The organism is Piscibacillus salipiscarius (genome assembly GCF_042685285.1).
In the GTDB taxonomy this organism is placed as follows: Bacteria; Bacillota; Bacilli; order Bacillales; family Alkalibacillaceae; genus Piscibacillus; species Piscibacillus salipiscarius.
Genome location: NZ_JBHUMZ010000024.1, coordinates 54,201 through 77,087 on the forward strand (window position 1 = coordinate 54,201; position 22,887 = coordinate 77,087).

Consider the following 22,887-nt stretch of genomic DNA (forward strand, 5'->3'; position numbering starts at 1 on the left):
ATAATTTATTAGACTTGATACATCAAGTGAAAGGGCTTTCTAAATTCAAAATTGTAAGATATTTATTATTATATCAATTAGCATGTTTTCAAATATAACAAAACCACAGCCAAACAACCTGGCTGTGGTTCATACCTTAATAAATCAACGATAAGAAGTCTTCTTCTTCTATTTTTCCTAAATAAAACTGAATATCTAAATCTTTAGTCGCTTCTTGAATAGCGGATCGCTCATATTTGACTCCTTTTAGAGCATCTTCTAGTTCAGAAACCTCGCCGATTCCGAAGAAGTCACCAAAAATGTTTGCATCTTCAATAACTCCTTTTTTAACATCTAAACGAACATCGTATGATCCGACGCCTTCAATTCGTTTCGAATGCTGGATGTTAAACTTAGGCGAACGGCCATAGTTCCACTCCCATTTTTGATAGCGATTTTCTGATATCTCGTTAATTTTTTTCCAGTCCTCTTCTTTAAGCTCATAGCGAGGTACGTCTTTAACATCTTCCACATCAAAGATATATTTTAATAATACTTCTTTAAACTGGTCCATGGTCAATTTGTCATCTAGAAACTCAGAAATATTCGCTACACGGCTGCGTATTGATTTAATCCCTTTAGAACGAATTTTCTCCGACTTAACTTTAAGGGATGATACAACATTCTCAACTTCAGAATCAAACATTAACGTTCCATGACTGAACATACGGCCTTTTGTCGTGAACTGTGCATTACCTGAAATTTTACGCCCGTAAGCAGTTAAGTCATTACGGCCTGATAGTTCTGCGTCCACCCCTAATTTTTGAAGCGCATCGACAACAGGCTGAGTAAACTTTGCGAAATTACTAAAACTATCACCTTCATCTTTTGCCAGGAAGCTAAAGTTTAAATTCCCTAAATCATGATAAACTGCTCCCCCACCGGATAGACGACGAACGACCTTGATATTATTCGCATCAACAAAATCAGTATTTATTTCCTCCACCGTATTCTGGTTACGACCGATGATAATCGATGGGCCATTAACATAGAACAATAGATATTGCTGGTCATCACTAATATTTAAGTGATTTAAAACATACTCTTCTATTGCAAGATTAATATATGGATCTGTGATATTTTCGTTATCAATAAAATAGAGCATTTATGTATCCTCCTTTATAGTCTCCTCTTTCATTTTAAATAACTCTACGATTAACTTCAATTGTTACGCCACGTCAAGCCTTCTTGAGCTAGTTTAATCGTTCCCGAGAATTGTTCAGCAGCTTCTAGGTATAGCTGATTCAAATCGCCAAAGTGAGGCAAGTGCGTCAGCCACAATTCTTTGACTCCAGCCGCATGCGCTAGCTTTCCTACTTCTTCACTTGTCATGTGACCCGCTTTTTGACCATTCATGCCTTTATAAAAACTAGTTTCTGCAATTAGCAGATCAGCTCCACGAGAAAAGTCTTCTAATTCTTTAAAATAAGCAGTATCAGCTGTATAGATAATAGATTTAAATTCACATTCTATTCTCATGGCATAGCAAGGTTTGGGATGTTTCGTTTTTAAAAAATTAAACGTAAAGGGACCAATTGACTGACCATTATAGTAAGCTGTTCCGACTGTTGCTTGGTGATTCAGCGTTTGAAATGCTTGCTTGTCATCTTGATGCGCATAAATCGGTAACTTACGAGTTCGCTTGCCTAGCTGCTTCTGAACTAAACTTGCGTACTGAAGTGACCCTACGTCTGCAATATGATCATGATGAAAGTGTGATAGAACAACACCATCTATCTCATCTAACGAGATATAGTTTTGCAATCGAGATAATGCTCCGCTACCCAAGTCAATTATTAATGAGTAGTCGTCATGTTTCAACAAATAGCATGACGTTGCTTCATTTTTTTCTGGATAAGCACCCCAAAAACCAACAATTTTCATTTCCATATAGGTCTAACCTCCTATTTTTGTACTAAAACAGAAAAAGGTGTTAACAAATCTGTATTAATACAGTATAGTATTATTAAAAGGACACGAGGAGGAATCTCATGTTAATCTCACCAATGCAGTTCTTTAGAAATTTACCTAAGAAAAAATGTGCCGCTTGTAAAAAGGAAATGGAAGAGCAAGCCGATTGCTACACAAACAAATGTGAGAAATGCTCAACTATTATTTAATAATTACCTGAATCAACAAGATTTAACCAATCCCTCAACATAGAAAAAGCACTTAGATGATTTTACTGAACTATACTCTAAAAAGTGGACAGTTTAAAAAAGCTAGACAGCTAAAAGATGATCTCGATACTGATTCGGGATCATTTTTTTGGCTCTTCAAATTTTTCGTGTCTAGGTTCTTTACTAAAACTTTTTAATGACACTTGGGGCTAACCTTTCAGGTTTGGCCTTCCCTTTCCGCGGGCGATCCGCGAGCCTTCTCGAACGCCACTACGTATCGTTCTGTGGGGTCTCGCCTGGCTCGCTTTCCCGCAGGAGTGTCAGGCCAAGCTGAAATACAAAAAAAGTAATCAAAATAATAACACGACAATCAATGAATAGTCCGCAACATTTGAGTTTGATCGAGTAGGTCCGTTTGGTTAGCATTATAATTTGTTTTACTCAATGTTAAACTCCCTCTATCGTTAATTTTAACCAGCAGTGGAAATACACTTCGCTTTCCACTGCGATATACGAACTACTTCCTTGATAAAGCGTCCTAGTTACGATTAAATTCATTATAACAGTGATAGTTAAATAACATAGTAAACCCCAGTTAGGGACTTTTTTTAACCAGTCCACTAACTGGGGTATAGTTCATACATCAAGAAGCTTTTTCTAGTTAATTCATCTTCTGTTTAATTTGTTGTACAACAGACTTTGCTTGTTTGATGCAATCTGGTAACCCGACACCTCTATATGAAGCACCAGCAACATAGACATTTGGAAGGTGTTCGGCAAGTTTATTTTCAAGTGTTTCTAAGCGATCTAAGTGACCAACAGTATACTGTGGCATTGCGTTATGCCATCTCGAGACCACTTTAAACAAAGGTGGTTTATTAATCTCCATTATCGTTTGCAGATCTTTAAGTACAATTTGTTCAATCTCTTCATTCGATTTTTCAAGAACTTCTTCGTCACCAGGTTTTCCTACATACGCTCGAACTAGAATGTGTCCTTCTGGTGTTGTATGAGGCCATTTTTTATGAGTCCAAGTACAAGCTGTAATTCGATATTGCTCTTTTCGAGATACCACAAACCCTGTCCCATGAGGAAGATTATCAATGGCATCCTTTTCAAATGCTAGAGCAACATTTGCAACAGATGTACTTTTAGCATCGGAAAAGTCATGAATAAAATCATACTGACTAAAGATTTTCTCAGTTACACGGTGCGGAGTTGTCATAATGATGTCATCTGCTTCAATTGGTTCATTCTGATGTTCAATATGCACCGTATAAGAATCATTCTTTTTCTCAATGTGAGTGACACGTTGATTTAAGTTTATGGATTCTTGAGGCAATTCAGCTTTAATCTGATTGACAATGGTTTGAAGCCCTGACTTCAACGTCATAAATTGACCTTGCTGATTTTTCTTATTCGTTTGATTATCTGACTCCCGTAAACCTTTAATCAAGCTTTTATGATTAGCTTCTACTTCTTTAAAATGAGGGAACGTCGCATTTAAGCTTAAGTAATCAATATCTCCTGCATAAATACCCGAGATTAATGGATGTATTAAGCGGTCAACGACTTGATTGCCTAATCTGCGTCTAAAGAAATGACCAACAGATTGATCCCCGTTCTCTTCAGATCGACCTATTATTAAATCATTAAAAGCAGCTACTTTACCCCTTATAGAAAATAAAGATGATCTTAAAAATGGCTTCCATTCAAGAGGGATCCCCATTTTAGAGCCTTTTGGGATTGGGTGAAGTCTGTCTTGAGATAAGATAAACGCCTGGCCTGTCGCATTTCGAACTAATTCATCATCTAACCCTAAATCCTGGACAAGCTGTTTGGCATCTACTTTTCTTTCTAAGAAGGAATCCGGCCCTCGTTCAATGGTGAAACCGTCTTTTTTAAGGGTATCTATTTTACCACCTAGACGATCTGTTGCCTCGATTAAGGTCACATCAATGTTATGAGATTGTTTAGTCAAATAATAAGCGGCGGTAAGCCCCGTTATGCCTCCGCCGATTATGACAACTCGCTTACGTTCTTGCATGGAACAACGCCTAGCCTTTCAATGTATCTAGTACGACTTTTGATAAGGTACTTATAAACTTTGGATGTGTATTTGGCATCTCAGGTCGATAGTATGAGGCCTGAATATCATCGCATACATCTTTACATTCTACATCATTGTCGTATAACACTTCTAAGTGGTCTGATACGAAGCCGACTGGTGCATATACAAATGCTTGATAGCCTTTCTGTTCAAATAAATCGCGAGTTAAATCCTGGACATCTGGACCTAACCAAGGCTCTGGAGTGTTTCCTTCACTTTGCCAGCCAATTTCGTAATCCTTAATTCCTGCTCCTTTCGCAATTAAGTCAGCAGTTTCTTTCAGTTGATCTGGATATGGGTCACCATCTTGAATAATTTTTTCCGGAAGACTGTGTGCCGATACAACTAAGCATGCATTGTCTCGGTCTTCTTCAGGCATTGAACCGTAGACCTTATTCACTTGCTCGACCCAGTAATCAATAAAACCAGGCTCATTGTACCAATCAACGACAGATTTCAGTTCGATTCCGTGTTTAGCTGCTTCCTCCTTTGCTCTACCATTATAAGATTTAATACTAAAAGTAGAATAATGAGGTGCTAATACAATACTAACCGCTTCTTTAATACCGTCTTTTGCCATTTGCTGAACAGCATCTTCAATGAATGGATCGATATGTTTTAAACCAAGATAGAGTTTAAACTGCACGTCGTCTTGTACTTCATTAAGTTTAGCTTCTAGGGCTTCACCTTGTTCCCTAGTAATTCTAGCTAGTGGTGAAATACCACCAATGGCTTCATACCGACTACGCAGGTCTTCTATTGCTTCTTCACTTGGTTTTCTTCCATGACGAATATGAGTGTAATAGCGTTCTAAATCTTCTTCCTTATATGGCGTACCATAGGCCATAACGAGTAATCCTATTTTTTTGGTTGCCATGATTGTCATCTCCTTTATTTCGCTGAGTACTCATGTACAAAGTGTGATAATCGTTTCAGTGTCTCTGGCTGCACATCCGGGAATACGCCGTGCCCAAGATTAAATACATAACCTCCATCTTGAGCTTTTGCTTGATCTAGAATCTCTTTAGTTCGAGACTCAATAACATCCCAATCTGCAAGTAAAATAGCTGGATCTAAATTTCCTTGAAGAGTCTTGGTAATTCCCATATTACGTGCTTCTGTAATTGACGTTCTCCAATCAAGACCAACTGTTGAAACAGGCAAGTCATTAAACTCGAGTAATAAATGGTTGGCACCAATACCGAATAGAATAGTTGGAACATTCTCTTCTTTTAAAGCCTTAAAAATTTTCTCCATTGTAGGCTTGATAAACTGCCTATAATCAGGCGCACTAACAGCACCTACCCATGAGTCAAAAATTTGAATGGCTTTTGCTCCAGCTTTAACTTGAGCCTTGGTATAGGTAATCACTAAGTCAGCTAACTTGTCCATTAAAGCAAACCATGTTTCGGGGTCACCGTACATCATTGCCTTAGTTTTATTGTATTGCTTTGAAGGGCCACCTTCAATCATATAGCTTGCTAATGTAAAAGGGGCACCACTAAAACCGATTAGAGGAACATTTAATTTTTCCTTAGTTAAAATTTTAATCGTATCTAATACATAAGGAATATGTTGTTCAGGTTCTAGCTCTCCTAAACGTTCAATATCAGATTTACTTCGAATCGGTTGTTCAATCACTGGGCCGATTCCTTTCTTAATTTCGACATCAACTCCAATAGGCGGCAGTGGAGACATAATGTCTTTGTATAAAATAGCTGCATCTGTGTTGTAATTCACAACAGGTAACTCAGTGACATAAGCACAAAGTTCCGGTTGATGAGTAATTTCAAACAGTGAGTATTTCTCTTTTAATTTACGATATTCTGGCTGCGAGCGCCCCGCTTGACGCATAAACCAAACTGGAGCGTAATCTGTTTTCTCACCATTATACGCATTTAAAATGGTATCATTAAATTCTTTCATCTAATTCACCTTTCATTCTCGACCATTTAATCCATTACCACTATATAAGAAAATAGGGCTAGTGTATAGCAATCTGCTGGAATTGTCATCAATTTGCCCAATCTTATTGGACAAATTTTGACTAAAAAGCTCGGCTTTCATTAGAACGCTGACCAGAATAATCATTAAGAGGATTAACAGGCACAACATAATAAGTAGGATTACGAATGTAATCAACTTGGTTGTCTATATAGCGACCTTTACCTTTCACGGTTCCAACGTGCTCATGCTTACCGTTAACAATTTTGTAAATGTGGTATTCAATTCGCTCATCTTCACTCGCAGTCCACGTTAATTCTACAAATAATCCATCAAATAAACCAAATGAAAACTCTGCTTCAAAATCATTTATTTGTGGTAACCTAACTGGTTTTTGTAAATCCTCAACACCATCTGGCACATTAAACTCAGTTGGAAAATCATGAACTGAATCAAGTTTGGTTAAGATGGTACTTGACAATTGAGTCGCTAATGCACTTCCACTTGTTAAATAATGCTGCTCATTACTTTGATCATATCCAATCCAAGTAGCAATCGTATATTTTGGGTTAAATCCTACAAACCAGGAATCCTTGTATCCACTTTCAACATAAGGATGCTGTGTTGAACCGGTTTTTCCGGCTAAACTCTTAGGGTACTGGCTACCACTAGCTGTCCCGTTTGACACAACCGCCTCCAGCATTCTAGTTAAGTACCAGGAAGTTTGCTTTGAAAATAATCGCTTTGGTTCTTCACGTTTCGCCTCTAATTCATCTCCGTGCCGGTCTTTAATGTTCAGGACTGCGTGAGGATCTATATAAAAACCTTCATCATAAAAAGTACGATAAGCTGCAGCCATTTGTAATGGGGTTAACCCTTTTTCTAAACCTCCTAATGCAATCGATAATCCTTCATCTTTCATTTGATAACCAATATTCTCTAAATAACTCTTACCTGTCTCAACTCCAATTTCGTTTAAAACAGATACAGCTGTTGTATTTTTTGATTTTCTTAGCGCATCATATAAAGTAATTTTCCCTTCGTAAACTTCATCATGATTGTGAGGTTCATAACCGTCATAATTTTTAACTTCATCATTTAATAATGTATAAGGGCTATAATAACTTTCTTCTAATGCAGGCCCATAGACTACAAGAGGTTTAATCGTTGAGCCCGGCTGCCTTTTCACCTTAACGCGGTTTAAATCTCCTCGGTTATACTGCCTGCCACCTAATGCAGCACGAATCACACCCGTTTGTTGGTCTAGCATAACGACAGCTGCTTGTGTGTTATCTTTTGATCCCTTGAAATACTCTTCCTTTTGTAACTCTTGATAGGCGATTTGTTGTGCATGTTTGTCTAATCCAACAGTTATGTCGTAGCCACCTGTGTAAATCTCGTTTTTAGATAAATGATAACCTTGTTCAATTTCTTCAACAACTAGGTCTATATAACTGTTAAGCCACTGATTTTCTTCTTGTTTTCCAATCTCTAATCCTAATGTCTTTCCTGTAGTTTGATTTAGCTTCTCAGCCGTAATCATGTCCAAATTATACATACGCTCTAATACGAGGTTTCGTCTTTCTAAAGTGATTTCTTTATTTTTAATTGGCGAAAAACGATTAGGAGCTTTAGGCATAGCTGCTAACATAGCGCTTTCTGATAAAGTTAATTCATCGACAGATTTAGAGAAAAAATATTGTGATGCCGCTTCAATGCCGTACAACCCATGACCAAAATAGATTTCGTTTAAATAGTATTCTAAAATTTCATCTTTCGTTTTAACGCGCTCAAGATAAATAGCGCCCATGACCTCTTTAGTTTTTCGCATCCAAGACTTCTCGTTGGTTAATTCAACATTTTTGACGAGTTGCTGAGTAATCGTACTCGCCCCTTCTGCCTTGCTCCATGTTATTAGATCTCTAGATACCGCGCGTGCCACAGCAAAAAAATCTACACCTGCATGGTCATAAAAACGGTGATCCTCAATGGCAATAAATGCCTCTTGAACATGCTCCGGTATATCACCAATCGGTACATACGTGCGATTTTCATCGTATAACTTTATTATTTCTTCTCCGTCCTCAGTTAATAAGACGGTTGATTCCGATAACACAAAATTTTTCTCATCAACAACAAAACGTCCTCCAAGTAGGATAAAAGCGTAACCCATTACCGTGAGAACAAATAATGCTATAATACTGTATACAAACCACTTTAAACGTGGAAACTTGTCATTGAATGGCTTGAGCTTGATCCACTTCAAATTAGCCACCTCATCTTACTATTCATTATGTATTAGTTTATCTCAAACTTTCTACATTATAGTACATCTTGTGAAAGACTTGAAAATAAAGACTTTATGAAGGAATGGTGAACTTTTTATGAAGAAATTATGGTTAACGCATGGTACAAGAGATTTTTTACTATCGCTTAGAGACAAGAATGAAAGTTTAATTGTTATGGAAGAACTTGATGGGGATGCCAAAGCAGTCATTGAAGGCGAGGAGCAGCATGTATTAAAAGAGCCTCGGGAATATGAGATTGTAGAAGAAATTGGTGAACTCAAACAATATGGATACATGGTGTTAAATAATATTCCCGTTACTTCTGAGGGCGGGCCAATTCTAGAGGATAAGTTCAAACAGCGGTCAGGGAGCATTGAATCAGCTGAAGGATTTGAAGCATTCAGAATTCTGCGTCCAACTAGAGACAATACGTACATTATTTTAACTCAGTGGAAGCATGTCGACGACTTTATGCAGTGGAAAAATTCTCAGGATTTCAAGAAGTCTCATGCCAACCAAGAACAAAAGCCAAGTTACGTGAGCGGCCATTCTTATGTCACGCAACTTGATGTAATCGAGCCTTAAACTTTATAAAAGGGTGTCCAGAAGTCATTAGAAAAAGGACACCCTTTTTTATATTTGCATCGTTAGTCATTCAAGCATATTATGTCGATTCTTTCATAAGCCCATTCCGATGTGCGTAAACAGCGGCTTGCGTTCGATCCTGAACATCTAGCTTACTTAAAATATTACTTACATGCGTTTTTACTGTCTTAATGCCTATAAATAATTTCTCACTAATTTCATTGTTTGTAAGACCATTACCAATGCAAATGAGTACTTCTAATTCCCTCTCGGTTAACATTTCATGGGGGTGACGTTCTGGTGTTCTAATGCGATTCATCATTGCTCCGGCAACCTTTGGTTCAATCACATTTTCACCTTTTGCAGCCTTTTTGATCGCTAGAGCAATTTCATCTGCAGAAGACGTTTTAAGCATATAACTAAAAGCTCCTGCCTCGAGTGCCGGAAACACTTTCTCGTCATCATAGTAACTCGTTAAGATAATTATTCTAATATCTGGCTGTGCTTTCATAATTAGATCAGTTGCTTCAATCCCAGTTCCATGATCCATAATCAAGTCCATTAAGATGACATCAGGATTCAATTCTTTAGCTAGCTTAGCTCCATCAAATCCACTAGATGCTTCACCAACAACGTCGATGTCATCTTCAGTCATTAAATAAGTAATAATTCCTTTACGCACAACATCATGATCATCTACTACTAATACTTTAATGGGTTCCATACACATCACTCCTATTTCGGAATCCGAATATCTATATATGTTCCATGACCTTCTTGTGATTTAATTCGAAACGTACCACCAATTTCCTCACACCGCTCTTTCATAGTCTGAAGACCATAAGATGTTTTTTGTTCTAATTGCTCATCTGCTTTAAACCCTACGCCATCATCATCAATATGGATAAATATTTCTTGATCTTTATTCTTTAATTCAACTTTCACATTTTGAGCATTGGCATGTCTTAGTATATTAGATAACGCTTCTTGCACCATTCTAAAAATATGCTCTTCTTTTGATTGTGAGACCTCAACTTCATCAAGATCTAAGTTAAAGTTAATGTTAGATTTTTTCTTTAACTCTTCTATTAATCTAACAAGACCCTCATGAAGTGGCTCACCAGATAAGTAGATTGGGCGTAGATGTAATAATAACGCCCTCATCTCATTTTGAGCTTGTAGTGCCATTTCTGAAATTTCTTCTATTTGTTTTTTGGCATGGTCAGGTTTTTGATCGATTAATTTAACCGTTGCTTGAGACATCATCGTAAGGGCAAATAACTGCTGACTTACAGCATCATGCAAATCTCGTGCCAATCGTTGCCTTTCCTCCATGGTGGCTGCAATATGTGCTTGCTGAGCAAACTCAGACTTCTCATCTGCAAGTCGCTGAAGAGTATTGACCTGATCTTTCATTTTCTTTGCCAAATCATTTAACTCTTCTGTAAAGTTATCTAACTCATCCTCAGATTCTTCCAGAAACAGTTTAGCACTGTATTTTCCTTGCTGAAGCATAGAGACAAAAATAGAAAAGGCGTGAAGCCGATCTTTAATATACTTCGTTTGTTTAAAGATTACATATAACCCTATGGGCGTCATGACGACTATAATCATAATTAAAAGAAAGAAAATCGCCTCTAAGTGCAGCCATTCAGGCTGAAATACTGAATAAGTAAAAAAGGATATTAATGAAATAATGAGTAATGAGAAATAAATGATATATAATTCAGTTCGCATCATTTGAAAGCGAATACCTTTGAGCTTCTTTAACATCTACACCGCTCCTAAACGTAATTAACCGTTATATCGCCAATTTTATAATCCATGAAAATATCAATCTTTTTCGCAGCCGCCTCATAATCATCAGAAATATAAGTCACAGGCCCACCAATAGGTCCGTGACCTTTTTGATTAAACACAGTCGCTTCTCCAATTTTGACACTTGCATGGATTTTATAAGCAACATTTTCAGGTAATTTCATATGAATATCAGCAATATATCCACGTAATTTTATTTTAGTTTCTTTATTTGGAATATAAGCTTTTGAGAAATCAAAATATAAATCACCAATCCCGGTCCACATATCCATATCTCTTACTTCCCAATTTTCACTGGAGAAGTTAATGTCCGATATAAAATGTTTTTGTTTTTTATATACATGGTGATAATACTTCCCTTTTGGACTTTTTTTCTTTGATGACTCAACATGAGAATCATATGCTGAATACTTCTCGTTTGATTGGGTTTTTACGAAATCATGATGATCACCATCTACCTCATCATCATCTGAATCAACGTAAATAGAAACGGTTTTTCTACCCGTAAGAATATTCGCACCGATGTAGACTAATATGAGTGGCCAAAGCTTCCACACATCGATGATGCCGAATTCGATATAATCGAAATTTCCCGCCCATAAAAGAACACCATAAACGATTAAAAACGATCCAAACTTCCAGCTCCCAGATTTGTAAGGTATAAAATAATTAGAAAAAGAAACTAAACCAATTAATACAATAATCACAGGCCATGAGTCCCAAACAACATTCGACATTTCCAAGGTAATAATACTTAGATTTTGTAAGATTAGAACTACACCAAATGCTATAAAGATAAGGGCGATTGTCCATTTTGCTAGTCTTGAAAATAATTTATTTAACATTTTACTCACCTACAAATTTTATTCGTCATACACCGTAAATATCCTTTAATAATGCTTTTTAGCCTAATTTAATTAATTCTATCATACTATTTTTATATACTTTTAGTAACATCCTTAAGTTTGTTTTCATCTCAGACTCTAGACTGAGCACCTAATATTTATCTATCTTTTAATTTCTGATATACTCAATTTAATTATTTGGAATGGGAGGTTATACATATGTGGAATAAAGTGTATGAACAAATAGATGGGCTTTATGAACGTATGGTTGAGGATCGCCGCTACTTGCATCAGCATCCTGAACTATCTTTTGAAGAAAAAGAAACATCACGTTTCATTAAAGAACGCTATGATAAATTAGGTATCCCTTATACATCAAATATTGGTGGTTATGGGATTGTTGCAAGAATTGAAGGCGGTAAGCCTGGTAAAACCGTTGCGTTAAGAGCAGACTTCGATGCACTACCGATCCAAGAAGAAAATGACGTCCCATATAAATCAAAAGTGGATGGTGTCATGCATGCTTGTGGTCATGACGGTCATACAGCCAGTTTATTAGCTATTGCTGAAGCTGTTCTACCTTTTAAAGATGAGCTTCAAGGTACGATCGTCCTTCTTCACCAGCCCGCTGAAGAATTTGCACCGGGCGGAGCTAAACCAATGATTGAAGATGGTGCATTAGAAGGTGTCGATGCTGTATTCGGAACACACTTATGGGCTACATCTCCACTACATACAATTGAAAGTAAAAGTGGAGCCTTCATGGGTGGTGCAGATCGTTTTGAAATCATTTTTAAAGGTAAAGGCGGTCACGGTGCGATGCCTCATCAAACTAAAGACCCCGTGATGATGGCAGGTCAAGCAACTGTTGATTTACAACAGATTGTAAGTCGCCGTTTAGACCCACTACATTCAGCTGTGTTAACCATTGGTGTTATGGAAGCTGGAGAAGCGTTCAATGTGATTCCTGACACTGCAAGATTACAAGGAACAGTGCGTTATTTAGATAAAGAGGTTCAAGAACAAATTATTAATGAAATGGAAAAAGTGGTTAAAGGAATAGCAGAAAGCTATGATGCAGATTATGACTTCGACTACGTAAAAGGTTACCCACCTGTTGTGAATCATGAAGCAGAAACGAAGTACTACCTAAACTTAGGTCATGAAATACCAGATGTTAAGGAAGTTAACGACGTTCCTCCCGTTATGGGCGGTGAAGATTTTGCTTATTACTTAGAAGAACGTCCTGGCGCTTTCTTCTTTACAGGTGCTCAAATTGAAGGTCATGATTATCCGCATCATCACCCTAAATTTGATATTAATGAGCAGGCATTACCAATTGCAGCCAAAGCACTAGTACATGGCTATAAAAAGTATCAAGAAGATCATGCATAATTTCATTAAAAGAGCCTCGCGCTTGATTGCGCGAGGCTCTTACTTATTTAAGTTTGACCGCTGTCCCGCTAGCGACAATCATCATCATGCCATCACGTAGAGTTTCAAAATCTAAATCCACACCGATCACAGCGTTCGCTCCTCGGTCTGTAGCTTCCTGCTTCATCTCTTTAATTGCAATTTCTTTCCCTTGATTTAGTTTATTTTCATACTGTGCACTCCTTCCACCTACAACGTCAGTAATACTAGCCATAAAATCTCTAACGACATTAGCACCCATAATGGTTTGACCTGTTACTAAATCTACATACTCTTCAATCTCATGACCTTGAATAGAATTTGTTGTGGTTACAATCACCTATAATCTCCCTTTCCATATTTAGGATATATGTACCAGTTCGACATATAGTTTGAGAATTCCTTTAAGTGGACTGATAAAAGCCCCTTCCTAATACTTCAGATGAATCCATAACAATCACGAACGCCTCATCATCCGCTTCCTTAATCGTTCGTTTTAATTTACTAATTTCCGTTTGGTTTACTACACACATTAGAACAGGACGATCCTGTTCTGTGAAACCACCTTGTGCCGAAATCCTTGTCACACCACGGTCTACTTTTTCATATATCGCTTGCTGAACTTCACGATGTCTGCCTGAAACGATAAGAGTAGCCTTGGTTCGGTTGAAACCCGTTTGTACGAAGTCAATCGACTTACTTGTCATAAATAAGCCAATTAAGGCAAACAAGCCAAGTTCGACATCAAAAACAATGATCGCTGTCAAAACAATCAAGCCATCTATCACAGCTAAACTCGCACCAAGTGATAAATTTGAATACTTATAAATCATTTGTGCGATAAGCGATGTTCCACCTGTTGATGCATCTCCTAAGTAGACAATACCTAATCCAATTCCTACACCAATTCCACCGAAGATTGATGCCAAAATCACCTCTTCAGAAATTGGTTCCATATTTCTTGTTATGTATACGAAAAACGGTAGCACTAATGAACCCGCTACAGAACGTAAGGCAGATCCTTTTCCGATTAAATAAAAAGCTAGAATTAATACAGGTAGATTAACCGCCCAAATAACATAGGCAGGTTCAATATTAAATAGATACTCTGTAATAGTACTAATACCACTAACTCCACCTGCTGCAATATAATTGGGGAGCAAGAATCCATTATACGCAAATGCAACTATTGCAGAGCCTAAAACGATGTAAAATAATTGCTGCCAAATTGGAACTCGTCCATTATGTCTTGTTACCATGTCTGTCTTCCTCTCTACTGTCAAAAACTAAACCTTGATGATTTTAACACTCGAATGTCATTTTGTGAATGACAGTGAATGAACGTATTAACGCACTAAAAGGCTTTTATAATATTATAGACGTTTCATAAGGGCATTTGAAATAATTACGTTTACTATGTGGAAAGCTATTATCTAAAGATCTCTTTAAATAAATTGAATTGTCTAGTATTGAGAAAAATCTTCTAGTAAATTTGCAAAATTGTCTAGTATTTTTTAAATTTTGTCTAGTAAATTTTAAGAATTGTCTAGTAAATTCTTTATTTTGTCTAGTATTGTAGCCAAATTGTCTAGTAAAGCCAAAATTTGTCTAGAAAAACTTATATCAGAAACTATTCGATCATAACGTAATAACCTCACGTTTTTAAAAACGAAATATGGTACATGCCAAGAAATGACATGTACCACTGTGATTAACTCATTTTGCGAATTCGTGATTTTACATAAAAGTTCTCAAACATTAAGGTAAATGCTAATCCGATTCCTCCATAAATCACGGCGCCAATTAAATCACTCACGAATATGAAGAACACAAACAGAACAATGACTTTAAAAAACATCAGAAGAAATATTAACTGATGAACAGCTTTACGGCGTAGCGTCTCGGGCACTGGGTAAAGCTGAATCCAGTCCAATGTTTTATGATGATTGTAAATCGTTATAAACTGAAAGCCAGTCACAAATAAAAACAATACCGCAAAAATAAGTTTTCCCCAAAATAATGGTACCCAGTATATAAAGAATACCGTTAACCCCATTAATCTTAAGTACATTCCAAAATAGTCACCGCTTCTAATAAAAGTAATGAAATATAAATATACAAACGTACTAGATTGATCGAATTTAATTGGCTTAGTGATCAATCGGACAATGGCATGACGCTTCTTAGGTTTACGTTTTAAATCAGGAACATCTGTTGATAAATTAGCCATTCGATAAAATAACTGTAGTCTCGCTTCTTCTTTTTCAATCAACACATCCCAGGGTAGTGAATTTTGTTTAAAAATATTCCAGTAATTCAAGAATGCAACTCCAATAATAAGGAATGCAGCAATACTCACATAAACAAACTCACTATTGACGAGAAAATATACTAGCATCACATTGATGGCTAACCTTACAAGTAAATCTAAAAATTGCAATCTACGGTCGCGCGTTTGGTCCAAAAACCAAACAGCTAGTAAATTAACAACTTTAATTCCTATTAAAATGCCAAGCATAATCAATAAATATTTAGCATTAATATCTGGATAAAGTTTTAAATAAAGCGGGGTAAACACAAATAGAAAAATCGCAATCCAATAGGCCTGTATGACTAAGCTATAAATTATTCCGTTTCTCATATAGGGCTTTAGCCGGTTTTCAATACTTAACAAAAACACCATGTCCGCTTCTTTAAAAAATGTACGTACGGGACTATGGGCTAATAAAAGCCCTAGAACAACTGCCATAATCCAATCAACCGGAAATGTCTCGGGTACACCTTCCAACCATTGTTGGTAAAAATATGCTCCGGCGGCAACGAAGAAGATTAATGCGAATGCTAAATGATCATTAAACATTAATCGTAAATAGCGGCTTAACATTTTAATATGATGGCTAAATCGCTCTTTCCATAATTGATTCGTATCCATTAGGCATCGTCCTTTGTTAATTGAACATAAATGTCATCTAGGCTGGCGTTTGGCATGTTAAAATCTTGTTGTAGTTTCTCGAGAGTTCCGAATGCACGAATTTTACCTTGGTGTAAAATAACAAATCGATCACAGTACTTTTCTGCGGTTGCTAAAATATGTGTTGACATTAATACGCCTGCACCCTGCTCTTTCATTTCATTCATGGTATCTAAATAAGATTGAATACCAAGAGGATCCAGGCCAACAAACGGTTCATCTACGATATATAAAGATGGTTTGACCAAAAACGCACACATAATCATAACTTTCTGGCGCATCCCTTTTGAAAAATGAACTGGAAACCACTTTTTCTTATTATCTAAACGGAACTCTTTTAATAAAAATTCAGTTCTTTTTTGGTAAGTTTCCTCATCAATTCCGTAAGCCATCGCAGTCAATCTTAAATGCTCTTCCAATGTTAGCTCTTCATACAACATTGGCATTTCAGGTATGTAGGCAAACTCTCGCCTGTATTCTTCTAAATCATCTTTAACCGTGAGCCCATTAATACGAATAGACCCTTGTTTAGGGCTCATTAACCCAATAATATGTTTAATGGTTGTACTTTTTCCAGCTCCATTTAAACCAATCAGTCCAACCACTTCACCTTGTTTGACATCAAATGATATTCCGTGCAAAACATTCTGCTGTGTATAGCCACCGACTAATTCTTCGATTCTTAAAAGGTCGCTCATGTTATCCCTCACTTCTTTCTATATCGCTACTGTTTATCATACCAAAAATTTGGTTAGATTTAATAGAAATGACGTATTCTTCTGTTATTCGACATGACCTTACGTTAAAATAAATGGTAAGAATATGCATAAGGAGGACTTAATAAATGTCAGATTGTATTTTTTGTAAAATTATCGATGGAGAGATTCCTTCCGCAAAAATTTATGAGGACGAGCATGTATATGCCTTCTTAGATATTAGCCAAGTAACAGAAGGTCATACTTTACTCATACCTAAAAACCACAAACAAGATATTTATGACCTTGATGAAGAGACAGCATCAAACTTATTTAAAGCCGTGCCAAAAGTTGCTAACGCCATTAAGGCAGCTTATCAGCCCAAAGGTATGAACTTATTAAATAATAACGGTTCTTTCGCAGATCAAAGCGTCTTCCACGTTCACCTCCATTTAATTCCTCGTTACGATGAAAACGACGGATTTAAATCTAAGTGGACGGTTTGGGAAGAATCATCTCCAGAAAAACTACAAGAAATCGCTAAAAAAATTACGGCAGAACTATAAAATCACATCAAATAGACACTAAACAATGTAGTCAAAAACAGTTATAATAATAAGTAACAATGAAAGGAGTCGATACGATGGCAAGTGGGAAATCGTTAGCACTAGGTGTTTTATTTGGCAGTGTTGTCGGAGCTTCTGTTTCGCTACTAACCACACCTAGTTCTGGTGAAGAATTAAGAACAAAAGTTAAGGACCAAAGCGATCGATTACGTGATATAGCTCAGCAAATTAGAGAAGATGGATTAGACCTTAAAAACCAGTTGACTCAGACATCAAAAGAAGGCGCAGCATTATTGAAAGATTTATCCCAAGACATTAAGGTCTCCATTGAAAGCTGGAAAGAAACTATTGAACCACACCAAGAAAGTTTACAGGAACATTTGAAACAAATTGAAGATAGTATTAAAGAGCTTGAAGATAAGCTTAAAGATGATAAAAAACAAGAGGTTTAAGAAAAAGCGTCCGTTTTTAGCGGACGCTTTTTTAGTACAAAAAACTCGGCTGATCCATGATCAACCGAGTTATTAGCTATTATTCAGCTGGTTTTAAGTCTTCAATTGAATCAATATCCATATAAGATGGAACAACGATACCAATTTTAGCACCCTCTAGGTTTGGACCTAGATCTTCAACGCTATCTTTAACTTTTTCGTAGAAGTCAGCATGTGTAAATGGTAACCATGCTGCAGCTGTGGCATCAACATCGCCACTACCTACTGCTTGGAATACAGCAGCAACATCAACAGGTGTAACCGTTACATTAAAGCCTTTTTCTTCCATAGCAATTTTCAGAACACTTGAAGAAGCACGTTCAGAATCCCATGGTGTTGAAGCTAGTTCAACTTCTACACCATCAACGTCTTCAACGCCTTCAAGCCAAGCGTCTACCTTGTCACGATTATCATCTACCCAACGCTGGGCAACTTCATCAATAGAATCACCAGTATCTTGGGATTCATACATGATTTCTTCCATGTCTTCTACATCCCACTCAAACTGATCAAGAAGTTTATAAGCGTTTGGCTTTTCATCCTGTAAACCATTTTTAGCTAAAGTGTTAATATTTTCCGCTTCACCATAAATGCCTTTAGGGTCATCAAGATACTTTAAGTCAGGGAACTTCGCAAATTTCCAATGCGGGTTCCAACCAGTAACAATAATTGGCTCTTCATTAGAAATAGCTTCTTCTAATGCTGTAACCATTGCTGCTGTCGATGATGTTTCTAAAGTCCATCCACTTAAATTTTCATACTCTTCAATAGCTTTTTCAGTAGTTACTGTGATTCCTGCACCAGGTTCAATCCCAGTGATTGTATAATCTACTGCTTCACTATAGTTTGTACCATCATTACTACCGTTATCTGTTCCTTCTTCTGAAGAATCAGTATCTCCACATGCTGCAATTATTAGGAGAAAAGAAATCGCGATTAGGCCTTTGTAAAATAACCTCATGCAATTATTCAACTCCTTCTGTCCACTCAGCTACTTTCTCTTGGTTATTTTCTACCCAATTAGCAGCTGCTTCTTCTGCTGAAGCGCCATCACTAACCTCTAGCATAACTTCTTCCATATCAGCAGTTTCCCAGTTAAATTGGTCTAATACTTTATAAGCGTTTGGAAGGTCTTCTTCTAAACCTTCGCGAACCATTGTTTTAATAACTTCAGCATCACCGAAAGATTTCTCTGGGTCTTCTAAGTATTTAAGGTCATACTTTGCAAATTTCCAGTGTGGAGTCCAACCCGTTACAACAATTGGTTCTTCATTGCTAATAGCTTCGCCTAAAGCAGTAGCCATTGCACCACTTGAAGAAGTTTCTACAGACCAACCTTCAAGTTCTGGGTATGTTTCTACAGCACTTTCAGCTGCCTTTACGACACCCGCACCAGGCTCAATTCCAGTAATTTTTTGGTCTAATTCATCAGCATAATTTTCAAGATCTGAGATTGATTCAACATCCATATATTCAGGAACAACTAAACCAATCTTAGCACCTTCTAAGTTTTCTCCTAAATCTACTAAATTATCTTTATGTTCTTCATAAAGGTCTCCGTGTGTAGCTGGTAACCAAGCAGCTACCATACCATCAGCTTCGCCAGACGCAACCGACTGCCACATAACAGCATTGTCAATTGGAGTGATCGTAACATCATAACCTAAGTCCTCTAAAACTTTACCTACAACATTAGTAGACGCAAGTTCAGAATCCCACTCAACATATACTAACTCAATTTCTTTCCCTTCTCCTACTTGTGCGCTTTCTTCAGAGCCTTCTCCCTGATTTTCCGAGTTACCTTCTTCATTGTCACTTGAACCGCCACAAGCAGCTAGAACAAGTACTAAAGCTAACATAGCTAATAAACTAAGCGATTTCCATGTCTTAAACATGTTTAATCAACTCCCCTTTACAAAATTTTTATATGAAACTTCAAACTTATTGAAGTAACACCCTAAGTTTAATCTTTATTTAAGTTCTGAGTAATACGGTCAATGATAATTGCCAAGATTACAATTCCTAGCCCCGCTACGAAACCTGCACCAGCTTCTGAACGTTGTAATGCAGATAATACGTCACGACCTAGACCAGGTGCACCGATCATAGATGCAATAACAACCATTGATAGAGACAACATAACCGTCTGGTTTACACCAGCCATAATGGTTGTTTTAGCCATTGGCAGTTCAACTTTAAATAGCTTTTGATTTCCAGTTGCACCAAAGGCATCTGATGCTTCAACCAACTCATTAGAAACCTGCCTAATCCCTAAGTTAGTAAAACGTACCACAGGTGGTGTTGCAAAGATGAATGACGCAAATACACCTGGTACCATACCGATTCCGAAAAATACGACAGCAGGGATTAAATAAACGAAGGCTGGCATTGTTTGCATAAAGTCTAATACTGGTTTAATAATGGCCTCTGCAATCGAGCTCTTAGACATCAATATCCCAACTGGAATACCGACAATGACCGAAATCGCACTTGAGACTAATACAAGTGTAAAAGTAAACATTAATTGTTCCCAAAGTTGTTGGTTATAAATAAAAAGTAATCCAAGTAGAGTAAATATTGGTAGTGCAATTCGTTTACCAGAAATAAAGAATGCAATAACTACCATAATAGCAATGATAATAATAGCTGGTACTCCAGCTAAAAGGTCAGCGAAACCTTCAATAAAATCACCGAAGTCATTTTTAATCGGATCAAAGAACCAACTAAAGGTATCTGTTATTTTTTCTACGGCTGTATCAACCCATTCGGCTACTGGAATAGTATCACCGAAGAATTCTTGAAATGATGTCATAAAACTAAGTACAGTTAAGCCTAATATATTAGTTATCATCTCCGTTCACCTCGTTTCCATTCGCCAATGCTGCAATCACTGCACCACGCACAATAATGCCACGTAACTTCCCTTCTTCAACAACAGCTACAGGTACAGGAGCATCATGAATTAAATCAAAAATATCTTGAATTGCTGTATCTTTTTCAACTTTTGGCATATCAGTACGTAAAATTTCGTTTAAAGCATTCTTCTCTTGCTTTCTAGCTTCAGAAACATCATCAGCTGTTACATAACCTTTTAAATTACGAGAACGGTCGACGACGTAAATACTTGATAGTCCTTGTTCACGAATTCGCTCTAAAGCTACACGTGGACCGTGCTTATCAATATCGACTGTCTCAGGGCGTTTCATAATTTTTTCTGCTGTTAGTACTTTAGAACGATCCACATCTTCAACGAATTTCTCAACATAATCATTAGCTGGATTAATGAGAATTTCTTCAGGAGAACCGATTTGAACAATCGACCCATCTTTCATTAACGCAATACGGTCACCGATACGTAATGCTTCATCCAAGTCGTGTGTAATAAAGACGATTGTTTTTTGCATTTTCTCTTGTAAATCTAGTAACTCATCCTGCATATCTTTACGAATTAATGGATCTAATGCAGAAAATGCTTCGTCCATTAATAATACTTCTGGATCATTAGCAAGTGCACGTGCTAAACCAACACGCTGCTGCATACCACCTGATAATTGACTAGGAAGTTGATCCACAAAGCTACCCAAACCAACAAGTTCTAAAGCTTCTCTAGCCTTTTTAGAACGTTCGTCTTTAGAAACACCTTGAATTTCTAAACCGAATTCTGTGTTTTCCAATACGCTTCTAAATGGAAATAGTGCGAATTTCTGAAACACCATACTCATTTTTTCACGGCGTACTTTGCGGAGAGATTCTTTATTCATTTTCGCTAATCTTTCTCCGTCAACTTCGACTTCACCTTCTGTAGGTTCAATCAATCTATTAAGCAAACGTACTAATGTAGATTTACCACTTCCTGATAAACCCATAATTACGAATACTTCACCTTCTTCAACTTCGAAGTTAGCTCGATTGACACCGACCGTACAACCCGTTTTTTCAAGGATTTCTTCTTTAGAATAACCTTCGTCTAATAACTTCTGTGCCTCTTTCGTTTTTTTTCCAAAAATCTTGGATAAATTATTTACTTTAATGACTGGCACATTCCTTCACCTCTCTTTGTCTGACTTTTATCTCATAGTTTTGTCATCTTCTGTAAACACTCTGTAACAAATTCACCCTTTCAACTATAAGGTTTAGTTCAGTATTTTTCAAACTTAATGAACAGTGATTTCAGTTTATTAAGTTTGTAAAATTTAAACTTAACAAACTTGAGTAGCTAAATGATTAAATTTACTCTTAAATACTTCGTTTTACTACCAGATGTAAAAGTTTGAAATTAAAATATTTTATTGTAAAGTGGAGAATAGATTTCGCAAAGGAGGCCATTTAAAGACTGTTATGGACAAACCTACCTCTGAACAATTTGAACACATAAATAATCAATTAATCTCAGAGTTTTCTAAGACCCTAGAAATGTTTTCATTAAATCAAACAGAAGCCCAGCTATTTGTCACCTTATTTTTCAATGATGAGCCGATGACCTTAGATGATATGAAAGACGCCTTAGGTAGAAGCAAAACTGCTATGAGTAATGCAACAAGAACATTGCTAGATTTCAATCTAATTGAAAGAGTATTTATCAAAGGTGCACGTAAAGATCTCTATCAAGCTAAAAAAGATTTATATGATAAATTCATGAAAACCTATGTAAGTCGATGGCTATCTGCAATTGACCAGCAATTAAGTAGCTTAGACTCCATTCAAAGTCAAGTACAAGAGTCGAATATTAATTCAGATAGTCTAGACAATAAATTAACTGAAGCGATTAAATTTCACAGATCGCTAGAAGAAGTTTTTAAGCAAATTAGTCAATATGACCAGTAGTAAATATCCGCCCGTAGAACGGGCGGTTTTAGTTTCGCCCTATAAGGGCACATTACCAACATGCCCCTAAAGGGTCAACCGTTTAATCTCTGCTCTAATTTTTGAACGGATCTACATATTCACGCTTACTCATGTGGTCGCGCAATCGATCTTCTGCTTCCTGATTTTTGATATAATT

23 protein-coding genes and 1 pseudogene are annotated in these 22,887 nt (G+C 36.8%); 6 read left to right on the forward strand and 18 right to left on the reverse strand.

Annotated elements, in window-relative coordinates; all coding sequences use genetic code 11:
- Nucleotides 1-136: 136 nt before the first annotated feature.
- Nucleotides 137-1,144, reverse strand: a complete 1,008-nt coding sequence (locus ACFSW4_RS11185) for a lipoate--protein ligase (RefSeq protein ID WP_377329330.1) — start codon at nucleotides 1,142-1,144, stop codon at nucleotides 137-139.
- Between the two features lie 56 nt (nucleotides 1,145-1,200).
- The gene (locus tag ACFSW4_RS11190; RefSeq protein ID WP_377329332.1) at nucleotides 1,201-1,929 is read right to left on the reverse strand and encodes an MBL fold metallo-hydrolase; all 729 of its coding nucleotides are present in this window, start codon (nucleotides 1,927-1,929) and stop codon (nucleotides 1,201-1,203) included.
- 101 nt (nucleotides 1,930-2,030) lie between these two features.
- On the opposite strand from ACFSW4_RS11190, the gene yhfH reads away from it, so the two are divergent.
- Nucleotides 2,031-2,159 (forward strand): protein YhfH, encoded by a 129-nt coding sequence (gene yhfH / locus ACFSW4_RS11195; RefSeq protein ID WP_279401914.1) that lies wholly within the window; start codon nucleotides 2,031-2,033, stop codon nucleotides 2,157-2,159.
- A 661-nt stretch (nucleotides 2,160-2,820) separates the two neighbouring features.
- Here yhfH and hemY read toward each other — a convergent pair.
- The 4 genes from hemY to ACFSW4_RS11215 all read right to left on the reverse strand — a co-directional run bounded on the left by hemY (nucleotide 2,821) and on the right by ACFSW4_RS11215 (nucleotide 8,479).
- A complete protein-coding gene (hemY, locus tag ACFSW4_RS11200; protein ID WP_377329334.1) occupies nucleotides 2,821-4,206 on the reverse strand; it encodes a protoporphyrinogen oxidase in 1,386 nt (461 codons plus the stop codon).
- 10 nt (nucleotides 4,207-4,216) lie between these two features.
- Nucleotides 4,217-5,146 (reverse strand): ferrochelatase, encoded by a 930-nt coding sequence (gene hemH, locus ACFSW4_RS11205; RefSeq protein WP_377329336.1) that lies wholly within the window; start codon nucleotides 5,144-5,146, stop codon nucleotides 4,217-4,219.
- 14 nt (nucleotides 5,147-5,160) lie between these two features.
- Complete coding sequence (hemE, locus tag ACFSW4_RS11210) at nucleotides 5,161-6,195, reverse strand: uroporphyrinogen decarboxylase (RefSeq protein WP_377329338.1); 1,035 nt, start codon at nucleotides 6,193-6,195, stop codon at nucleotides 5,161-5,163.
- Nucleotides 6,196-6,316: 121 nt separating this feature from the next.
- Complete coding sequence (locus tag ACFSW4_RS11215) at nucleotides 6,317-8,479, reverse strand: transglycosylase domain-containing protein (RefSeq protein WP_377329340.1); 2,163 nt, start codon at nucleotides 8,477-8,479, stop codon at nucleotides 6,317-6,319.
- 118 nt (nucleotides 8,480-8,597) lie between these two features.
- On the opposite strand from ACFSW4_RS11215, the gene ACFSW4_RS11220 reads away from it, so the two are divergent.
- Nucleotides 8,598-9,086 carry an antibiotic biosynthesis monooxygenase family protein gene (locus ACFSW4_RS11220; RefSeq protein WP_054754701.1) on the forward strand — a complete coding sequence of 163 codons (489 nt, stop codon included), beginning with the start codon at nucleotides 8,598-8,600 and terminating at the stop codon, nucleotides 9,084-9,086.
- 79 nt (nucleotides 9,087-9,165) lie between these two features.
- Here the strand turns inward: ACFSW4_RS11220 and ACFSW4_RS11225 are convergent, their stop codons facing one another.
- From ACFSW4_RS11225 to liaF, 3 genes are read right to left on the reverse strand one after another with little or no spacing between them, the layout of a single operon-like run.
- Nucleotides 9,166-9,810, reverse strand: a complete 645-nt coding sequence (locus ACFSW4_RS11225; RefSeq protein ID WP_377329342.1) for a response regulator — start codon at nucleotides 9,808-9,810, stop codon at nucleotides 9,166-9,168.
- 11 nt (nucleotides 9,811-9,821) lie between these two features.
- Nucleotides 9,822-10,859: a sensor histidine kinase gene (locus ACFSW4_RS11230; protein ID WP_377329344.1), complete on the reverse strand. Its 1,038-nt coding sequence runs from the start codon at nucleotides 10,857-10,859 to the stop codon at nucleotides 9,822-9,824.
- Nucleotides 10,860-10,870: 11 nt separating this feature from the next.
- Nucleotides 10,871-11,749, reverse strand: coding sequence for a cell wall-active antibiotics response protein LiaF (gene liaF / locus ACFSW4_RS11235; protein ID WP_377329346.1), 879 nt, complete (start codon nucleotides 11,747-11,749; stop codon nucleotides 10,871-10,873).
- A gap of 219 nt (nucleotides 11,750-11,968) precedes the next feature.
- Between liaF and ACFSW4_RS11240 the strand changes: the two genes are divergently transcribed.
- Nucleotides 11,969-13,144, forward strand: coding sequence for a M20 metallopeptidase family protein (locus ACFSW4_RS11240; protein ID WP_279401920.1), 1,176 nt, complete (start codon nucleotides 11,969-11,971; stop codon nucleotides 13,142-13,144).
- 43 nt (nucleotides 13,145-13,187) lie between these two features.
- Here ACFSW4_RS11240 and ACFSW4_RS11245 read toward each other — a convergent pair whose 3' ends face one another.
- The 4 genes from ACFSW4_RS11245 to ACFSW4_RS11260 form a co-directional block, all read right to left on the reverse strand.
- Nucleotides 13,188-13,502 (reverse strand): YbjQ family protein, encoded by a 315-nt coding sequence (locus ACFSW4_RS11245; RefSeq protein WP_054754704.1) that lies wholly within the window; start codon nucleotides 13,500-13,502, stop codon nucleotides 13,188-13,190.
- 64 nt (nucleotides 13,503-13,566) lie between these two features.
- Nucleotides 13,567-14,421 (reverse strand): YitT family protein, encoded by an 855-nt coding sequence (locus ACFSW4_RS11250; protein WP_054754705.1) that lies wholly within the window; start codon nucleotides 14,419-14,421, stop codon nucleotides 13,567-13,569.
- 452 nt (nucleotides 14,422-14,873) lie between these two features.
- Nucleotides 14,874-16,094, reverse strand: a complete 1,221-nt coding sequence (locus ACFSW4_RS11255; protein WP_377329348.1) for an ABC transporter permease — start codon at nucleotides 16,092-16,094, stop codon at nucleotides 14,874-14,876.
- Nucleotides 16,094-16,831 carry an ABC transporter ATP-binding protein gene (locus ACFSW4_RS11260; protein ID WP_377329350.1) on the reverse strand — a complete coding sequence of 246 codons (738 nt, stop codon included), beginning with the start codon at nucleotides 16,829-16,831 and terminating at the stop codon, nucleotides 16,094-16,096. Before ACFSW4_RS11260 ends, ACFSW4_RS11255 begins: the two co-directional genes overlap by 1 nt.
- A gap of 146 nt (nucleotides 16,832-16,977) precedes the next feature.
- Between ACFSW4_RS11260 and ACFSW4_RS11265 the strand changes: the two genes are divergently transcribed.
- Nucleotides 16,978-17,394: an HIT family protein gene (locus tag ACFSW4_RS11265; RefSeq protein ID WP_054754709.1), complete on the forward strand. Its 417-nt coding sequence runs from the start codon at nucleotides 16,978-16,980 to the stop codon at nucleotides 17,392-17,394.
- Between the two features lie 77 nt (nucleotides 17,395-17,471).
- Nucleotides 17,472-17,846 carry a YtxH domain-containing protein gene (locus ACFSW4_RS11270; protein WP_054754710.1) on the forward strand — a complete coding sequence of 125 codons (375 nt, stop codon included), beginning with the start codon at nucleotides 17,472-17,474 and terminating at the stop codon, nucleotides 17,844-17,846.
- A gap of 79 nt (nucleotides 17,847-17,925) precedes the next feature.
- Here the strand turns inward: ACFSW4_RS11270 and ACFSW4_RS11275 are convergent, their stop codons facing one another.
- From ACFSW4_RS11275 to ACFSW4_RS11290, 4 genes are all read right to left on the reverse strand, one after another.
- Nucleotides 17,926-18,846 carry a glycine betaine ABC transporter substrate-binding protein gene (locus ACFSW4_RS11275; protein WP_377329352.1) on the reverse strand — a complete coding sequence of 307 codons (921 nt, stop codon included), beginning with the start codon at nucleotides 18,844-18,846 and terminating at the stop codon, nucleotides 17,926-17,928.
- Nucleotides 18,847-18,850: 4 nt separating this feature from the next.
- Nucleotides 18,851-19,780 carry a glycine betaine ABC transporter substrate-binding protein gene (locus tag ACFSW4_RS11280; protein ID WP_377329354.1) on the reverse strand — a complete coding sequence of 310 codons (930 nt, stop codon included), beginning with the start codon at nucleotides 19,778-19,780 and terminating at the stop codon, nucleotides 18,851-18,853.
- Between the two features lie 68 nt (nucleotides 19,781-19,848).
- Entirely contained in the window at nucleotides 19,849-20,697 is an 849-nt protein-coding gene (locus ACFSW4_RS11285; RefSeq protein WP_377329362.1) for an ABC transporter permease, read from the reverse strand.
- A gap of 28 nt (nucleotides 20,698-20,725) precedes the next feature.
- Entirely contained in the window at nucleotides 20,726-21,925 is a 1,200-nt protein-coding gene (locus ACFSW4_RS11290; RefSeq protein ID WP_377329356.1) for a quaternary amine ABC transporter ATP-binding protein, read from the reverse strand.
- 298 nt (nucleotides 21,926-22,223) lie between these two features.
- Here ACFSW4_RS11290 and ACFSW4_RS11295 point away from each other — a divergent pair, with 298 nt between their 5' ends.
- Entirely contained in the window at nucleotides 22,224-22,709 is a 486-nt protein-coding gene (locus tag ACFSW4_RS11295) for a GbsR/MarR family transcriptional regulator (RefSeq protein ID WP_279401921.1), read from the forward strand.
- 94 nt (nucleotides 22,710-22,803) lie between these two features.
- Here ACFSW4_RS11295 and ACFSW4_RS16160 read toward each other — a convergent pair.
- A pseudogene (locus tag ACFSW4_RS16160) lies at nucleotides 22,804-22,887 on the reverse strand (IS200/IS605 family transposase); the annotation flags it as partial.

Excerpts from the sequence above, each read along its gene's own strand:
- ACFSW4_RS11255 (WP_377329348.1), bottom strand. The coding sequence starts at position 16,094 with ATGGATACGAATCAATTATGGAAAGAGCGATTTAGCCATCATATTAAA.
- ACFSW4_RS11240 (WP_279401920.1), top strand. The coding sequence starts at position 11,969 with ATGTGGAATAAAGTGTATGAACAAATAGATGGGCTTTATGAACGTATG.
- ACFSW4_RS11285 (WP_377329362.1), bottom strand. The coding sequence starts at position 20,697 with ATGACATCATTTCAAGAATTCTTCGGTGATACTATTCCAGTAGCCGAA.
- ACFSW4_RS11190 (WP_377329332.1), bottom strand. The coding sequence starts at position 1,929 with ATGGAAATGAAAATTGTTGGTTTTTGGGGTGCTTATCCAGAAAAAAAT.
- ACFSW4_RS11225 (WP_377329342.1), bottom strand. The coding sequence starts at position 9,810 with ATGGAACCCATTAAAGTATTAGTAGTAGATGATCATGATGTTGTGCGT.
- ACFSW4_RS11270 (WP_054754710.1), top strand. The coding sequence starts at position 17,472 with ATGGCAAGTGGGAAATCGTTAGCACTAGGTGTTTTATTTGGCAGTGTT.
- yhfH (WP_279401914.1), top strand. The coding sequence starts at position 2,031 with ATGTTAATCTCACCAATGCAGTTCTTTAGAAATTTACCTAAGAAAAAA.
- ACFSW4_RS11275 (WP_377329352.1), bottom strand. The coding sequence starts at position 18,846 with ATGAGGTTATTTTACAAAGGCCTAATCGCGATTTCTTTTCTCCTAATA.
- ACFSW4_RS11230 (WP_377329344.1), bottom strand. The coding sequence starts at position 10,859 with ATGTTAAAGAAGCTCAAAGGTATTCGCTTTCAAATGATGCGAACTGAA.
- hemH (WP_377329336.1), bottom strand. The coding sequence starts at position 5,146 with ATGGCAACCAAAAAAATAGGATTACTCGTTATGGCCTATGGTACGCCA.
- hemY (WP_377329334.1), bottom strand. The coding sequence starts at position 4,206 with ATGCAAGAACGTAAGCGAGTTGTCATAATCGGCGGAGGCATAACGGGG.
- ACFSW4_RS11185 (WP_377329330.1), bottom strand. The coding sequence starts at position 1,144 with ATGCTCTATTTTATTGATAACGAAAATATCACAGATCCATATATTAAT.
- ACFSW4_RS11295 (WP_279401921.1), top strand. The coding sequence starts at position 22,224 with ATGGACAAACCTACCTCTGAACAATTTGAACACATAAATAATCAATTA.
- ACFSW4_RS11265 (WP_054754709.1), top strand. The coding sequence starts at position 16,978 with ATGTCAGATTGTATTTTTTGTAAAATTATCGATGGAGAGATTCCTTCC.
- ACFSW4_RS11220 (WP_054754701.1), top strand. The coding sequence starts at position 8,598 with ATGAAGAAATTATGGTTAACGCATGGTACAAGAGATTTTTTACTATCG.
- ACFSW4_RS11260 (WP_377329350.1), bottom strand. The coding sequence starts at position 16,831 with ATGAGCGACCTTTTAAGAATCGAAGAATTAGTCGGTGGCTATACACAG.
- hemE (WP_377329338.1), bottom strand. The coding sequence starts at position 6,195 with ATGAAAGAATTTAATGATACCATTTTAAATGCGTATAATGGTGAGAAA.
- ACFSW4_RS11280 (WP_377329354.1), bottom strand. The coding sequence starts at position 19,780 with ATGTTTAAGACATGGAAATCGCTTAGTTTATTAGCTATGTTAGCTTTA.
- ACFSW4_RS11250 (WP_054754705.1), bottom strand. The coding sequence starts at position 14,421 with ATGGTAACAAGACATAATGGACGAGTTCCAATTTGGCAGCAATTATTT.
- liaF (WP_377329346.1), bottom strand. The coding sequence starts at position 11,749 with ATGTTAAATAAATTATTTTCAAGACTAGCAAAATGGACAATCGCCCTT.